This window comes from Novosphingopyxis sp. YJ-S2-01 (assembly GCF_016093175.1).
GTDB classification, from domain to species: Bacteria; Pseudomonadota; Alphaproteobacteria; order Sphingomonadales; family Sphingomonadaceae; genus Novosphingopyxis; species Novosphingopyxis iocasae.
Genome location: NZ_JAEDAI010000001.1, coordinates 22701 through 38017 on the forward strand (window position 1 = coordinate 22701; position 15317 = coordinate 38017).

General features: G+C 63.5%; 11 protein-coding genes. 6 read left to right on the forward strand and 5 right to left on the reverse strand.

The annotated features are described in order from the left end of the window. The first annotated feature begins 175 nt into the window (after nucleotides 1-175). Nucleotides 176-2983, forward strand: a complete 2808-nt coding sequence (gene polA, locus I6A82_RS00105) for a DNA polymerase I (protein WP_198093222.1) — start codon at nucleotides 176-178, stop codon at nucleotides 2981-2983. 50 nt (nucleotides 2984-3033) lie between these two features. On the opposite strand, the gene I6A82_RS00110 is transcribed toward polA, so the two are convergent. Then, a complete protein-coding gene (locus tag I6A82_RS00110; protein ID WP_232343173.1) occupies nucleotides 3034-3861 on the reverse strand; it encodes an ATP-grasp fold amidoligase family protein in 828 nt (275 codons plus the stop codon). Between the two features lie 215 nt (nucleotides 3862-4076). Between I6A82_RS00110 and I6A82_RS00115 the strand changes: the two genes are divergently transcribed. Continuing rightward, nucleotides 4077-4745 carry a c-type cytochrome gene (locus I6A82_RS00115; protein WP_198093223.1) on the forward strand — a complete coding sequence of 223 codons (669 nt, stop codon included), beginning with the start codon at nucleotides 4077-4079 and terminating at the stop codon, nucleotides 4743-4745. A 67-nt stretch (nucleotides 4746-4812) separates the two neighbouring features. On the opposite strand, the gene I6A82_RS00120 is transcribed toward I6A82_RS00115, so the two are convergent. Genes I6A82_RS00120 through I6A82_RS00130 form a run of 3 tightly spaced genes read right to left on the reverse strand, consistent with a single transcriptional unit; the run spans nucleotide 4813 to nucleotide 8660 of the window. Further along, nucleotides 4813-5685, reverse strand: a complete 873-nt coding sequence (locus I6A82_RS00120) for an LOG family protein (RefSeq protein WP_187334472.1) — start codon at nucleotides 5683-5685, stop codon at nucleotides 4813-4815. Nucleotides 5686-5713: 28 nt separating this feature from the next. Further along, complete coding sequence (locus tag I6A82_RS00125) at nucleotides 5714-6373, reverse strand: extensin family protein (RefSeq protein WP_198093224.1); 660 nt, start codon at nucleotides 6371-6373, stop codon at nucleotides 5714-5716. 43 nt (nucleotides 6374-6416) lie between these two features. Further along, nucleotides 6417-8660, reverse strand: a complete 2244-nt coding sequence (locus I6A82_RS00130) for a putative bifunctional diguanylate cyclase/phosphodiesterase (protein ID WP_232343174.1) — start codon at nucleotides 8658-8660, stop codon at nucleotides 6417-6419. Between the two features lie 173 nt (nucleotides 8661-8833). On the opposite strand from I6A82_RS00130, the gene I6A82_RS00135 reads away from it, so the two are divergent. From I6A82_RS00135 to I6A82_RS00145, 3 genes are all read left to right on the forward strand, one after another. Beyond that, a complete protein-coding gene (locus I6A82_RS00135) occupies nucleotides 8834-10006 on the forward strand; it encodes a phosphoserine transaminase (RefSeq protein WP_198093226.1) in 1173 nt (390 codons plus the stop codon). 126 nt (nucleotides 10007-10132) lie between these two features. Further along, nucleotides 10133-11719, forward strand: coding sequence for a phosphoglycerate dehydrogenase (serA, locus tag I6A82_RS00140; protein WP_187334476.1), 1587 nt, complete (start codon nucleotides 10133-10135; stop codon nucleotides 11717-11719). A 163-nt stretch (nucleotides 11720-11882) separates the two neighbouring features. After that, entirely contained in the window at nucleotides 11883-12989 is a 1107-nt protein-coding gene (locus I6A82_RS00145) for an ATP phosphoribosyltransferase regulatory subunit (protein ID WP_198093227.1), read from the forward strand. A gap of 69 nt (nucleotides 12990-13058) precedes the next feature. Here I6A82_RS00145 and I6A82_RS00150 read toward each other — a convergent pair whose 3' ends face one another. Further along, entirely contained in the window at nucleotides 13059-13892 is an 834-nt protein-coding gene (locus I6A82_RS00150; protein WP_232343175.1) for an aldo/keto reductase, read from the reverse strand. Between the two features lie 128 nt (nucleotides 13893-14020). Between I6A82_RS00150 and I6A82_RS00155 the strand changes: the two genes are divergently transcribed. Beyond that, nucleotides 14021-15310 carry an adenylosuccinate synthase gene (locus tag I6A82_RS00155; protein WP_187334478.1) on the forward strand — a complete coding sequence of 430 codons (1290 nt, stop codon included), beginning with the start codon at nucleotides 14021-14023 and terminating at the stop codon, nucleotides 15308-15310. The last annotated feature ends 7 nt before the right edge of the window (nucleotides 15311-15317 follow it).

The following is a 15317-nucleotide window of genomic DNA, read 5'->3' on the forward strand; positions in this document are numbered from 1 at the left end:
CCGACCCCCAATGGGGAAGTGGGCCAATACAGACAGCCGGCATTTATTTCAAGGCGAACCGTTCTGGATCGACGATGAAAGGCGACGAGCCGTTGGCGCGTGTCATAATCTGTCCCGCCACGCCCGTCGAAACTGCCGATGGCATGGCGGGGGCCGAGCCGCTATCTGTGCGTCCATGACTTCCGAAAAGCCCGCGCAGCCGCATCTCTTCCTGGTCGACGGATCGGCCTATATCTTCCGCGCCTATCACCGGCTGCCGCCGCTGACCAACAAGCATGGCGAGCCGGTGGGCGCGGTTTACGGCTACACCACCATGCTGTGGAAACTGGTGGATGATCTGAACGCCGCCGACGGGCCCACGCATATGGCGGTGATCTTCGATTATAGCTCGCACACCTTCCGCAACGATCTGTATGCCGAATATAAGGCGCACCGGCCCGAGCCACCGGAGGACCTGAAGCCGCAATTCCCCATGATCCGCTATGCCACGCGCGCTTTCTCCCTGCCCTGCATCGAAGAGGACGGCGTGGAGGCGGACGACATCATCGCCACCTACGCCAAGCTGGCGCTGGCGGAAGGGTTCAAGGTGACGATCGTCAGTTCGGACAAGGATCTGATGCAGCTGATCGAGCCGGGTCTGGACCTCTACGACACCATGAACGACCGGCGCCTCGGCGCGGATTATGTGCAGGAGAAATTCGGCGTGCCGCCCGAGAAGCTGGGCGATGTCCTGGCACTGATGGGGGACAGCGTGGACAATGTTCCCGGCGTGCCCGGCATCGGGCCGAAGACCGCGGCCAAGCTCTTGACGGAACATGGCGATCTGGAATCCGTGCTCGCCGCCGCGCCGGACATGAAGAAGAGCAAGATGAAGGAAAATCTGCTCGAGCACATCGACGATGCGCGCCTCAGCCGCGTGCTGGTGACGCTGAAGGACGATTGCGCGATCCCCGAACCGCTGGAAGATTTCGCGCTCAAAGGCATTCCGGAAGAACCCTTGCGCGAATTTCTGGAGCATCACGGCTTCGGATCGCTGCTGAAGCGTCTGGGACAAGTGACCGGCACCAACGGGCCCAAGCCGACGCTCGGCGAAGCGGCGGAGACGCCTGCCAAGGCGCCGATGGCGAAGCTTCCCGAAATGCCGAAGATCGATACGTCCGGCTATGTCTGCGTGACCGATATCGACAATCTTGACCACTGGATCGCGCGGGCGCGCGAAGAGGGCGTGATCGGCTTCGATACCGAGACCGACAGCCTGGAGGCGGTGACCGCGAAGCTGGTCGGCATCAGCCTGGCCGTCGCGCCGAACGAGGCGTGCTACATTCCGCTCGCGCATGGCGGCAGCGACATGTTCGATGAGCGTCCGGTGCAATGCGATACGAAGGAAGTGCTCGCGAAGCTAAAGCCCCTGCTCGAGGACGATTCGGTACTGAAGGTGGGTCAGAACCTTAAATACGACATGTCCGTGCTGGCGCAGCACGGCATCGAAATCCGCCCCTATGAGGATGGCATGGTGATGAGCTTCTGCCTGGATGCAGGGCAGGAAGTGGGCGGCGGCCACGGCATGGACGCGCTTGCCAAAACGCATCTGGATCACGAGCCGATCAGCTACAAATCGCTCACCGGCACCGGCAAGAAGGCGATCGGTTTTCACGAAGTTTCGCTGAAGGACGCCACCGCTTACGCCGCCGAAGATGCCGATGTCGCGCTCCGGCTGTGGAAGCATCTGAAGTTGCGCATGGCACCGGAAGGGGTGGCGCAGGTCTATGAGCGCGTGGACCGGCCGCTGGTGCCGGTGGTGGCGCGCATGGAATGCCGCGGCATCAAGGTGGACCGCGACGCGCTGGCCCGCCTGTCGACCGAATTCGCCAAGGAGATGGAGGCGCTGGAAGGTCAGGTTCATGAGCTGGCCGGCGAGGAATTCGCGCTCGGCAGCCCCAAGCAGCTGGGCGACATCCTGTTCGACAAGATGGGCCTGAAGGGCGGCAAGAAGGGCAAGTCCGGCGCCTTTTCCACCGACCAGAGCGTGCTGGAAAAGCTTGCCGGTCAGGGCGTGGAGATGGCGAGCAAGGTGCTGGAATGGCGCCAGCTCTCCAAACTGAAATCCACTTACACTGATGCGTTGCAGGCCCAGATCAACGAAACCACGGGCCGCGTCCACACCAGCTACAGCCTGGTCGGTGCGCAGACCGGGCGGCTTTCCTCGACCGATCCGAACTTGCAGAACATCCCCATCCGCACCGCCATCGGCCGCCAGATTCGCGAGGCTTTCGTGGCCGAGCCGGGCAATGTCCTGCTCGCCGCGGACTACAGCCAGATCGAGCTGCGCCTCGCCGCGCATATCGCCGACGTGCCCGAATTGCGCGAGGCGTTCGAGGCGGGTGAGGACATCCACAACCGCACCGCGCAGGAGCTGTTCGGCGAAGTGAACCGCGACACGCGCGGGCGCGCAAAGACGATCAACTTCGCGATTCTTTACGGCATTTCGCGCTGGGGCCTCGCCAAGCGGCTGGAGGTGGAGCCGGACGAAGCGCAGGAGATGATCGACCGCTATTTCGAGCGCTTCCCCGGCATCGCGCGCTACATGACGCGCACGCTGGAACAGGTCCGCTCCAGGGGCTTCACCGAGACGCTGTTCGGCCGCAAGACGCATTTTCCGCGCATCCAGTCCAAGAATCAGGCCGAACGGCAGGGCTCCGAACGCGCCGCGATCAACGCGCCCATTCAGGGTACCAGCGCGGACATCATCAAGCGCGCCATGATCCGCATGGAGCCTGCACTGGAAGAGGCGGGGCTCGGCCATGTGAAGATGCTGCTGCAGGTGCATGACGAACTGGTGTTCGAACTGCCCGAAGGCGATGTGGAGGCGGCGAGCGCGGTGATCGAACGCGTCATGGCCGAAGCCGCCGCCCCCGCGGTGGAACTAAGCGTGCCGCTCGGCGTCGAGATCGGCAGCGGCAAAAGCTGGGATGCGGCACACTAAAAGCTTTGTCGCAAAGTGGTACTTTGCGCCGGTTTTCGGGCGGGCGGCTCTTAAATAATAGGCCGCCCTCCAAGCACTTCGCCCCATTTCGCGCCGATCGCGTAATCCAGCTCCACCGGATCGAATGGGTCCAGGCCCGAGCCGGGATAAACCGCGAATTCGCCGAAGCGCGGGCCGGCGTCGGTGTCGTAAAAGTCGCAGCGCAGAAAGTCGAAGTCCGCGGCTAACGTTTCCGCCGCTGCGATCATCGCGCCGATGCTGGCAGGAAACGCCGGATGGTCGCCGCGCGGATCGTTCGATACTGGCGCAAGGTCCCGGTCGAACAACAGCCAGCGGTGCGCGGTCTCCCGGTCCAGATGCACCTGCACATATCCCGCGCGGCCCCCGAAAACGTAAATCTTGTAGTCCACCGGCAGCGCGCCGTCCGATCCGATAAAGGGTTCGACGAGCAGTCCGCGCGGCACATCGCGATAGGCCCATTCGTTGAGCCAGCTGCCGTAGCTTTTGGCCATCCAGCGCGCGGACGCGGCGCGAAGCTGCTGCCAATCCATCTGCGCATCGCGGCAGAACGCGCTTTGATTGCAGCCGTGGCGGGCCTTTAGCACGAACGGCGTGGGCCACACCGGTTCCGGCGGCAACGCATTCCCTTGCCACAAAGTGGGTATCACCCAGTCGCTTCCCAGCCGGTCCGCCGCATAAGCTTTGGCAGCGATCTTGTCCGTCAGTCTTGCGAAACGCGGGTCATGGTCGAAAAGTTTGCGGTGCTGAACGCGTTCGGTGAAGGTGACCGGATGGGCCAGATGAAGAAGCCGCCGGTGCCGCCAGCCATAGCAGAGCCTGACACGGAGGCGATGAAGAAAGGGCGCTGGCAGTTCCAACGGGCGCCTTTGCGCTTGCCCCGGCGATAGGGAGATATTCAAAACCGCTGCATCCGTCTCAACTCCGCATTAGCTCTGGCCCGTCCAACGCACCGGAGCGCGGTTTCGCTTCACTTGGCCTTGCCTCCGGAGCAGTCCGCCTCTAAATCGCCCGAAACCTTTCCTTATCGGCGCGCGGGCAAGCGCGGTGCCGCCAACGCTTTCAGGGCCACGACATGCAAGATCGCAACAACACTTTGATCGGTTGGATTCTAGGGGGCGGCGTGGTCGCTTTGGGTCTCTCGATCGGCTTCGGCAGCGTGTTCCACACGGAGAACCCCGAAGGCGAACAGATGGGCTACTTCATCGAGGACACCGCGGCAGAAGGCGGCGAATCAAGCGGCCCGCCGCTTGCCACGCTGCTCGCCAAGGCGGACGTTGCGCATGGCGAAACCGTGTTCAAGAAGTGCGCCGCCTGCCACACGATCAATCAGGGCGGCGCAAACGGTATCGGTCCGAACCTGTACGGTGTGGTCGGCGAACCCATCGGCAAGGGCGTGGGCGGCTTCGCCTTTTCCGAAGCGCTTTCCTCGGTCGGCGGAACCTGGACGTTCGATCAACTGAACAAATGGCTGGAAAGCCCGCGCAAGTTTGCACCCGGCACCAAGATGACCTTCGCCGGCCTTGGCGACCCGCAGGACCGCGCTGACATTATTGCCTATCTGAACGAGCAGGGTTCCAACCTGCCCTACCCGCCGCCGCCCGCCGAGGGCGCGGCAGAAGGTGGCGAAGGCGACGGCGCTGTGAAGGCGGAAGAAGAGCCCGTAGGCGACGCAGTGACCGACAAGGAACCCGCGACGAAGGGCACCGGCGAAGTCGCACCCCCCGCCGAAGCGCTGCCATAAGCGGCAGGCATCCGCTCTTTCGACATGGCATGAATTGTAAAAACGCCGCCCCATACGGGCGGCGTTTTCAGTTCGTCTCCAGCTCGTAGAAGTCGCAGATCATCTGCCAGCCTTCCTCGGCCGTTTCGACGATCTTGAACAGATCGAGATCGGCCGGGCTGATCGTGCCTTCCAGCAGCAGCTCGTCGAAGTTGATCACGCGCGTCCAGAAATCGCGGCCGTAAAGCAGGATCGGCATTTTCTCGACCTTGCCGGTCTGCACCAGCGTCAGCAGCTCGAAAAATTCGTCGAAGGTGCCGAAGCCGCCGGGGAAGGCTGCAACGGCGCGCGCGCGCAGCAGGAAGTGCATCTTCCGAAGCGCGAAATAGTGGAAGCGGAAGGATAAGGAGGGCGTCACATAGTCATTGGGCGCCTGTTCGTGCGGCAGCACGATGTTGAGGCCGATGGATTCCTTACCCGCATCCTGCGCGCCGCGATTGGCGGCTTCCATGATCGACGGGCCGCCGCCCGAGCAGACCACGAAATGCCGCTTGCCGTCGACTTCGCGAAACTCGCTCTTGCTGGCGAGATAAGCGAGCTTGCGCGCTTCCTCATAATATTTCGCCTTGGCCGCCAGGCGACGCGCGATTTCCTGCGAACGCTCGTCCACGGCGGCATCGATCACGCCTTGCGCCTTTTCGGGCGAAGGAATGCGGGCCGAGCCGTAGATTACCAGCGTAGAGCCGATGCCCTGCTCTTCCAGCAGCATTTCCGGCTTCAGCAGTTCCAGCTGGAAGCGCACCGGACGCAGTTCCTCGCGCAGGAGGAATTCCTTATCCTGGAAGGCCAGCCGGTAGGCCGGGTCCTGGGTCTGCGGCGTTTCGACCGCTTCTTCTTCGGCGAAGCGGGCTTCCTGTTTGGCGCGGTAGAAGCGCCGTTCCTTGATGTTCTTTTTCGTCATACGGGGCGCGGCCTAAGCCAGCCCGCGCTCAGCGGCAATAGCCATTGCCGGACATGTCGAAGTGCAGATGATTATAATGCGCGCTATTATAGTCCGGCCCGAGCACGGTGCCGAAGCGGCGGCACGCAGAAGCATGCAGTGTGCGCAGGAACGCCTGTTCACGCGGATCGCCATTCCAGCCGCGCTCCACGCTGACGCGCCGCCCATCGCGCAAGACGAATGCGGAAACGTCCACCGCATTGGCCAGCGCATGCTGCGAGAGCTTGCCGGAACCTGCGCCGTTGATGTTGCGGCAGGCATAGGTCCCCATCGTCTCGATCTTCACGACGTCGCTGCCAAGCATCTGGCGAGCCGCCGGCTGCACGGCGTAGCGCGCCCATGCGGAGAAACCGGCTGCCAGCGGGCAGGTCAGCGCGCCGAGATTTGTCGTCGGCACACCGATATCGAGCAGTTGGACCGTATCGACCGTCCGGCATCCGCCGCCAAATTCACGGTTGGGCAAAGCCTGATAGCGCACGCCGGCATTGCCGAGATCGGCAAGGCATTGCCGCGCGGACGTCGAAGAAAACGCAGAGGTGGCTGCCGCGGGTTCGGGACGCGGGTTACGGTCCGCCTTGCCGTGCGGCAGGATACCGCATCCTGCCAGCAGTAGCGTCGAGAAAAGCAACGGACGGGTCAGCGAGCGCATCGATGGAAATCTAAGCGCGCCATGGTTAACGATGTCTCAACGCTCAGGCGGCACTGCGCTTCTCCATGGGCGGCTCTGTCGAGAGCGCGCCTTCGCCCTCCCGCCCGTCGCGCCAGCCGGTCTGCACCTTGAACTTGCTGGCCTCGCCCAATGTGGACAGCGCGATCTCCGCATCGAATTCCACGCCCATCCGGTTCTCGTGCGACCAGCGCGTGGTGGCCCCGACGAAGCGGTTATTGTCCAGCTCCAACTTGAACTGCGTGCCGGCGGGCACATCCCACAAGCCATCGATCATCGCGCCGCCGGGCGAAATATTGCGCACCAGCCCTTCATAGCAGAAGCCGTCATGATGCACGCCGATCCGGCGGAAGATGCGCTTGCGTGCCACGCGGTTGGACTTGAATCCTTCCGCATAGGCATAGCCATCCCGCTCACTCAGCAGCACGGTGGCGCTACTGGGGTCCATGGGTTTACCGTAGATATAGCCCTGAACATGGCTGCAACCGAGCTGGCGCACGAGGGCCAGTTCGTCATGGGTCTCCGCGCCCTCGGCCGTGGTATCCATCCCTAGCGCATCGGCCAGGCTGACGATCGAGGCGATGATCGCGCTGTTCATGCTGCCCTTCTGGGCCGCGCCGCGCACAAAGCTCTGATCGATCTTGATCTTGTCGAACGGCACTTTCTTCAGATAGCCGAGCGCGGAGTAGCCCGTTCCAAAATCGTCCAGCGCCAGCCGCACGCCGCTGGCCTTCAGCCGGTTGAACGTCTCGATATTGTCATCGCCCCCGTCCAGGAACACGCTTTCGGTGATCTCCAGCTCCAGCTGCGATGGCTCGATCCCCGTCTGGGCAATGGCATTCAACGCCACTGCGGTAATGTCGCCCGCTGCGAACTGCGTGGGCGAAACGTTGACGGCGATGCGCAGCTTCCCTGGCCAGACGGCAATCTGCGCGCAGGCGCTGCGCAGAATCCATTCGCCCATCCGGCCGATCAGATTGGCTTCCTCGGCGATGGGAATGAACACATCGGGGCTGATCCGGCCGCGCGTAGGATGATCCCAGCGGGTCAGCACCTCGAAGCCGACGATCTTCTCCGTCGCAACATCGATCACCGGCTGATAGACGAGCGAAAGCTCGCCGCGGCCGAGCGCGTCACGCAGATCTTCTTCCAGGGTGCGCCGCTCCGAAGCTTCGAGATGCATCGATTCTTCGTAGAAACGGTATGTGCCGCGGCCCGCATCCTTGGCGCTGTAAAGAGAAAGATCGGCATTGCGCACGAGCGATGCCGGCTTCACTTCGCCGCTTTCATGCACTGCGATGCCGATCGAGGCACCAATACGGACTTGAGACCCCTCGACAATATAAGGCAGCGACAGCGATTCGATGATGCGCTTGGCCAGCTTTTCTAGGTCGGCAGTCGCAATCAGCTTGGGCAGTACGATCTGAAATTCGTCTCCGCCAAGGCGCCCCACCGTGCCGCGGTCATCCACCACGCGCTGAAGCCGGTCCGCCACCTGAACCAGCAGGGCATCGCCTGCAGGGTGGCCCAGCGTATCGTTGACCTGCTTGAACCGGTCGAGATCGAGCAGGAACAGCGTGCAAGGCTCGCTCTTGCCCATATGGCCCTTGAGCGATTGTTCGAGCAGCCGGTTGATTTCCAAGCGATTCGCAAGGCCCGTCAGCGTGTCGTAGCGGGCGAGCTGCTGAAACGCGTTCTGCGTTTCGCGCATGTCGGTGAGATCGGTGCCGCTGCCGCGAAACCCCTGAAAATTGCCCAGATCGTCGAGCACCGGATTGCCCGATACGGACCACCAGCGCTCCTCATCCACATTAATCTTGATCGAAAGCTCGCTGAAGGGAGTACGCGAGGAAAGGTGAAAGCCTAGCGTGCGTTCTTCTCGCTCATCATCCCGTTTGCCGATCTGCGCGATCAGGCTGGTGAACTGCTTGCCGACAATATCCTCGACATGGAGGCCAGTGCGCTCGGCCACCATCGGCGTAATGTAGCGAAGGATGCCGTGCCGATCCGTTTCCCAGAACCAGCCGCGCCCGTCATTCTCATAGTCCGCGAGTAGCGCCGCGGCGCGCAGCACTTCATCCGACCGTTTGTCCTTCTCGAACACACGCCGATCCAGCTTTCGCTGGATCATCACGATGGAGAGGGTCGCCAGCGCGATCAGCACGGTCTCGATCAGCACCTGAAGGCTCAGACTCATGGAGACGGCGAGCGGAATCAGACTCGGCACGCCGTAAGCGAGAATCGTCTGTGGGCGCAGCGGCGTCGTCATCATTTTCGCGTTAAACGAACAACCTTTCCGAGAAGTAACCATCGGTCCGATGAAGGCCACGGATCGGCGACCGGGCGGCGGCAATGCTTGACTTGGGACGGCAGGCCTGTAGGCCGCCCCACGGGCCACGCCGTCCCAACGCGGCGCGCGCTCTCTGTAAGGAGAAGCATAGCATGACCGAATACAAGAATACGCAGCCCGAATTGCGCCCGGAGCGCCCCTTTTTCTCCTCCGGACCCACCGCAAAACCGCCCGGCTGGTCCTTCGACAAGTTGAAGACCGAATCGCTCGGCCGCTCGCACCGGTCCAAGATCGGCAAGGCGCGCCTGAAATATGCGATCGACCTCAGCCGCGAACTGCTGGGCGTGCCCGACGATTATCTGATCGGCATCATGCCCGGATCGGACACCGGCGCGCTGGAATGCGCGATGTGGTCCATGCTCGGCAAGGGCCCGGCTACCATCGCCGCGTGGGAAAGCTTCGGCAATGTCTGGATACAGGACGCCGTCAAGCAGCTGAAATTGCAGGACCTTACCGTCCTCGATGCCGATTACGGCAAACTGCCCGATCTGTCCGCCATTCCGGCCGACAACGACATCGTGTTCACCTGGAACGGCACCACCTCCGGCGTGCGCGTGCCGAATGCGGACTTCATTGCCGAAGACCGCACCGGCATCACCATCAACGATGCGACCAGCGCCATCTTTGCGCAGCCGATGGACTGGGCCAAGCTGGATGCCACGACCTACAGCTGGCAGAAGGTGATGGGATCGGAGGCCGCGCACGGCATGCTGATCCTGTCCCCGCGCGCGGTGGAGCGGATCGAAAGCTACGATCCGGAATGGCCGCTGCCCAAGCTCTTCCGCCTGAAAAAGGGTGGCAAGCTCAACACCGCCATCTTCGAAGGCGCGACGATCAACACCCCGTCCATGATGGCGACCGAGGATTATATCGCGGCGCTGGAATGGGCGAAGAGCATAGGCGGGCTGCAGGCGATGCACGAGCGCGCGGATGCCAATGCCAAGATCGTGACCGACTGGATCGAGGCGACACCGTGGCTGCGCAACATGGTCGACGAGCCGGCGCTGCGCACCAATACCGGCGTGTGCATGGTGTTCCAGGGCGACTGGTATGATGGGCTGGATGAGGACGCCAAGGCATCGGTGCCAAAGACCATCGCCTCGATGCTCGAGGAACTGGACGTCGCCTATGACTTCAACGGCTATCGCGACGCGCCCCCGTCCCTTCGCATCTGGTGCGGCGGCACGGTGGAGCAGGAAGACCTGAAGCGTCTCCTGCCGTGGATCGAATGGGCCTATGCCGAGGTTAAGGCCAAGCATAACTGATCGTTAAATCCCGTTCGGGCTGAGCTTGTCGAAGCCCCGATCTCCCCCGGAACACAGTCCGTGATGGAGGCGGCCCTTCGACAGGCCCAGTGCGACCGGCATCAGATATTTCTGGAAGGCAAACCCATGCCCAAAGTCCTGATTTCCGACAAAATGTCCCCCAAGGCCGCCGAGATTTTCCGGACGCGCGGGATCGAGGTGGACGAAATTACCGGCAAGACGCCGGAAGAGCTGAAAGCCATCATCGGCGATTATGACGGCCTCGCCATCCGCAGTTCTACCAAGGTCACGCCCGAAATTCTCGAAGCCGCCGACAATCTGAAGGTGATCGGCCGCGCCGGCATCGGCGTCGACAATGTCGATATCCCCGCCGCCTCGTCCAAGGGCGTCGTCGTGATGAACACGCCGTTCGGCAATTCCATCACCACGGCAGAGCATGCCATCGCGATGATGTTCGCCCTCGCCCGCCAGCTGCCCGAAGCCGATGCTTCCACACAGGCCGGGAAGTGGGAAAAATCCAAGTTCATGGGCGTCGAGCTGACGTCCAAGACGCTCGGCCTGATCGGCGCGGGCAATATCGGTTCGATCGTCGCGGACCGCGCGCTCGGCCTCAAGATGAAGGTGGTGGCGTTCGATCCGTTCCTGACGCCGGACCGCGCGCTGGAAATGGGCGTGGAGAAGGTGGAGCTGGACCAGTTGCTGGACCGCGCCGACTTCATCACGTTGCACACGCCGCTGACCGACCAGACGCGCGGCATCCTGTCCAAGGAGGCGCTCGCCAAGACCAAGAAGGGCGTGCGCATCATCAACTGCGCGCGCGGCGGGCTGATCGACGAAGCGGCGCTGAAAGAGGCGCTGGAATCGGGCCAGGTCGCGGGCGCCGCGCTCGACGTTTTCGCAGAGGAACCGGCCAAGGACAATCCGCTGTTCGGCACGCCGGGCCTCGTCTGCACCCCGCATCTGGGTGCCTCGACCGACGAGGCGCAGGTCAATGTCGCGATCCAAGTGGCCGAGCAGCTGAGCGATTATCTGCTGTCCGGCGGCGTCACCAACGCGCTCAACATGCCCAGCCTTTCCGCCGAGGAAGCACCGCGCGTGCGCCCCTATATGGCGCTCGCCGAAAAGCTCGGCAGCCTGGTCGGGCAGCTGCTCGGCAAGGATATCCGCGGGGTGGAGATCGAGGTGGAGGGCGCCGCCGCGCAGCTCAACATCAAGCCGATCAGCGGCGCCGTGCTGGCGGGCCTGATGCGCGTCTATTCGGACACCGTGAACATGGTGAACGCGCCCTATCTGGCGCGCGAGCGCGGGCTGGACGTGCGCGAGGTGCGCCATGATCGCACGCAGGATTATCACACCCTGCTGCGCGTCACCGTCACCACCGATGAGGGCGAGCGCTCCGTTGCCGGCACCTTGTTCGGCGACGCGCAGCCGCGCCTCGTCGAGCTGTTCGGCATCAAGATCGAGGCGGATCTTGGCGGCGACATGCTCTATATCGTGAACGAGGATATTCCCGGCTTCATCGGCAAGGTCGGCACCGCGCTGGGCGAGGCGGGCGTCAATATCGGCACCTTCCACCTCGGCCGCCGCACCGGCGTGCGGGGCGACGAGGCAGTGCTGCTGCTCTCGGTCGACCAGCCGGTGGACGAGCCGGTGATGTGGAAGATCTGCAACCTCGACGGCGTGAAGAAGGTGAAGGGGCTGGGCTTCAAATAAGGCCTACCCCACCGAAAATACGTCATTGCGAGGAGCCGTAGGCGACGCGGCAATCCAGAGCGGATGCAGCCCTGCAATTGCCCTGGATTGCTTCGTCGCTGCGCTCCTCACAATGACGGCGCCCCCTTGCGCAAAGCGTCTTATCCTATCAAAGACCCCAGCGATGAGCGACACCCCCGAATTGTTGCCGGTCGGCTTCCGCGATCGTCTGGCGCCCGTTGCCGAGCGCGGCGCGGCGATCGAGCGCGCGGTGCTCGGCGTGCTGGCGAGCCATGGTTATGACCGGGTCGATCCGCCGCTGGCCGAAACCGAGCGCGCGCTGAGCCAGCGCGGCGGCAACCGCACCGATCATCTGCGCTTCACCGATCCGATCTCACAGCGCACTTTAGCCCTTCGCACCGACATGACGACGCAGATCGGGCGCATCGCCGCCAGCCGTCTCGCCGATGCGCCGCGTCCCTTACGCCTCTGTTACGCGGGTCAGGTGCTGCGTCTGCGCTCCGGCCAGCTTCGCCCGGAACGGCAGATGACGCAGATCGGCGCGGAGATCATCGGATCGGACGAGGTCGCCGCCGCGCGCGAGGTCGTCTCGCTCGCCATCGAGGCGCTGCAGGCCGCGGGCGTCACGGGCATCACCGTGGACTTCACCTTGCCCGATCTGGTCGACCGCCTGGCCGAGACGCGTTACCCGCTGGACGGCGCGAAGCTGGAAGCGGTGAAGGCGGAGCTGGACAGCAAGGATGCAGGCGGTCTCGCCGCGCTGGGCGCGCAGGACTATCTGCCGCTGATCGCCGCGGCCGGCCCTTATCATGATGCACTCGCGAAACTGGAAGCGCTGGATGCGGGCGGTGCGCTGGCATCCCGGATCGAGGGGCTGCGGGCCATCGCCCTCCCCATCGCCGACGATATCCGTTTGACGCTGGACCCGACCGAGCGGCATGGCTTCGAATATCAGAGCTGGTTCGGCTTCACGCTCTATGCCGACGGCCATGTCGCCAGTCTGGGGCGCGGCGGCACCTATGCGCTGGGACAGGCCGACGGCGGCAGCGAACCGGCGACCGGCTTTTCGCTCTATCCCGACGCGCTGGCCGAAGCCGGAAATGGCGAGAGCGAAAGGCGCCTGTTCCTGCCGATAGGCCATGACAGCGCGGCTGCGGCGAGGCTGCGCACCGAGGGCTGGCGCACCGTGGCCGCCCTGTCCGATGCGGACGATGCAAACGCATTGGGCTGTACGCACCGCATGGAAAACGGCGCAGCCAAGCCGCTCTAAAGAGAGCGGGACGTAAAAAAGGAGCCCCGCATCGGCGGGAGCCCTTTCGTGTTTCCTCGATCGAAGCGATCAGCTGTTCATCGTGGCGGGGTCCGGCCCAAGGCGGCCGTCCTTGCTGTCGAGCTGGTCGAACGCCGCAAGGTCGTCTTCGCTCAATTCGAAGTCGAGCACGCCGAAATTATCGCGCATGTGATCCTCGGACGAGGCCTTGGGGATCACGAGCAGGCCGTTGTCGATGTGCCAGCGCAGCACCACCTGTGCGGGCGTGCGATCGAGCTTCTCGGCGATTTTCTTCACAACGTCATTGCCCATCGCATCGCCCTGGCCCAGCGGGCTCCAGCTTTGCGTGGCGATGCCCATCTCTTCATGCACCTTGCGCGCTTCCTTCTGCTGGAAGCTGGGATGCAGTTCGATCTGGTTGAGCACCGGCACGACGCCGGTTTCATCCACAATGCGCTTCAGATGCGGCTCCAGGAAGTTGGACACGCCGATCGACTTCGCCTTGCCTGCCTTCTGGATTTCCACGAAGGCCTTCCAGGTATCGACGTACAGATCGTTGTCCGGGCACGGCCAGTGGATCAGAACGCAATCCACCGATTCGCGGCCCAGCCGATCGAGGCATTTGTCGAACGCCTTTAGCGTGCGATCATAACCCTGGCTCTCGTTCCAGACCTTGGTCGTCAGCCAGATATCGTCATGGCCTTTCAGCCCTTCGCCGACGCCCTTTTCATTCTGATAAATCGCGGCGGTATCGACGAGGCGATAGCCGATATCCACGGCATTGCGCACGGCCTCGGCCGCGTTCTCTTCGTCGATCTTGTAGGTTCCGAAGCCGAGCTGCGGGATCGAACGGCCGTCGTTCAGTTCGATCATCGGCGTCTGGGACATGGTGTCGGTGCTCATAAAAATCCTTTCTCTTTGCCCCCTCAACGAACGAACCCCCTCATGAGGTCCGCCCTTATCGCTGGACCTGACGCCGCCCCGCTTTTAGGGCGGCGCTTCGAAACGGATCGACAGCAAGGGGCAGAGCATTGGCCAACGTCACGGTGATCGGCGCGCAATGGGGCGACGAGGGCAAGGGCAAGATCGTGGACTGGCTCTCCAGCCGCGCGGACGCCGTGGTGCGCTTTCAGGGCGGCCACAATGCGGGGCACACGCTCGTCGTGGACGGAGAAGTCTACAAACTCTCCCTGCTGCCCTCCGGCATCGTCACCGGCACCTTGTCCATCATCGGCAACGGCGTGGTGCTCGACCCCTGGGCGCTGAAGGCCGAGGTGGAGAAGCTGAGCGGCCAGGGCGTCACCATCACCGACGACAATTTCGCGGTCGCGGACAATTGCGCGCTCATCCTGCCGCTGCACCGCGATCTCGACGGTCTGCGCGAAAATGCGGCAGGCTCCGGCAAGATCGGCACCACCGGCCGCGGCATCGGTCCGGCTTATGAGGACAAGGTCGGCCGCCGCGCGATCCGCGTGTGCGACCTCGCCCATCTCGACGCGCTGGAGCCGCAGCTCGATCGCCTCTGCGCGCATCACGACGCGCTGCGTGCCGGCTTCGACCAGCCGCCGGTGGACCGCGAGGCGCTGCTCGCCGATCTGCGCGAAATCGCGCCGTTCGTGCTGCAATATGCGCAGCCTGTGTGGAAGCGCCTGAAGAAGGTGCGCAAGGCCGGCGCGAAGATCCTGTTCGAAGGCGCGCAGGGCGTGCTGCTCGATGTCGACCACGGCACCTATCCTTTCGTCACCAGCTCCAACACCGTGTCCGGCACCGCCGCGGGCGGATCGGGCCTCGGCCCTTCGGCCACCGGATTTGTGCTGGGCATCGTAAAGGCCTACACCACGCGCGTCGGCTCCGGCCCCTTCCCCACCGAGCTGGAGGACGAAACCGGTCAGCGCCTCGGCGAACAGGGGCATGAATTCGGCACCGTCACCGGCCGCAAGCGCCGCTGCGGCTGGTTCGATGCGGTGCTGGTGCGCCAGTCCTGCGCGGTCTCCGGCGTCACCGGCATCGCGCTCACCAAGCTGGACGTGCTCGACGGGTTCGAAACCATCCGCATCTGCACCGGATACCGGCTTCGCGGAAAGATCCTGGATTATCTGCCCGCCCACGCCGCCGATCAGGAAGCGGTCGAGCCGATCTACGAAGAGATGGAAGGCTGGCAGGCGACCACCGCAGGCGCGCGCAGCTGGGCCGATCTGCCCGCCCAGGCGATCAAATATATCAGCCGCGTGCAGGAGCTGATCGAAACGCCCGTGGCGCTGGTCTCCACCAGCCCCGAACGCGACGACACCATCCTGGTGCGCGATCCCTTCGCGGACTGAGGTGGGC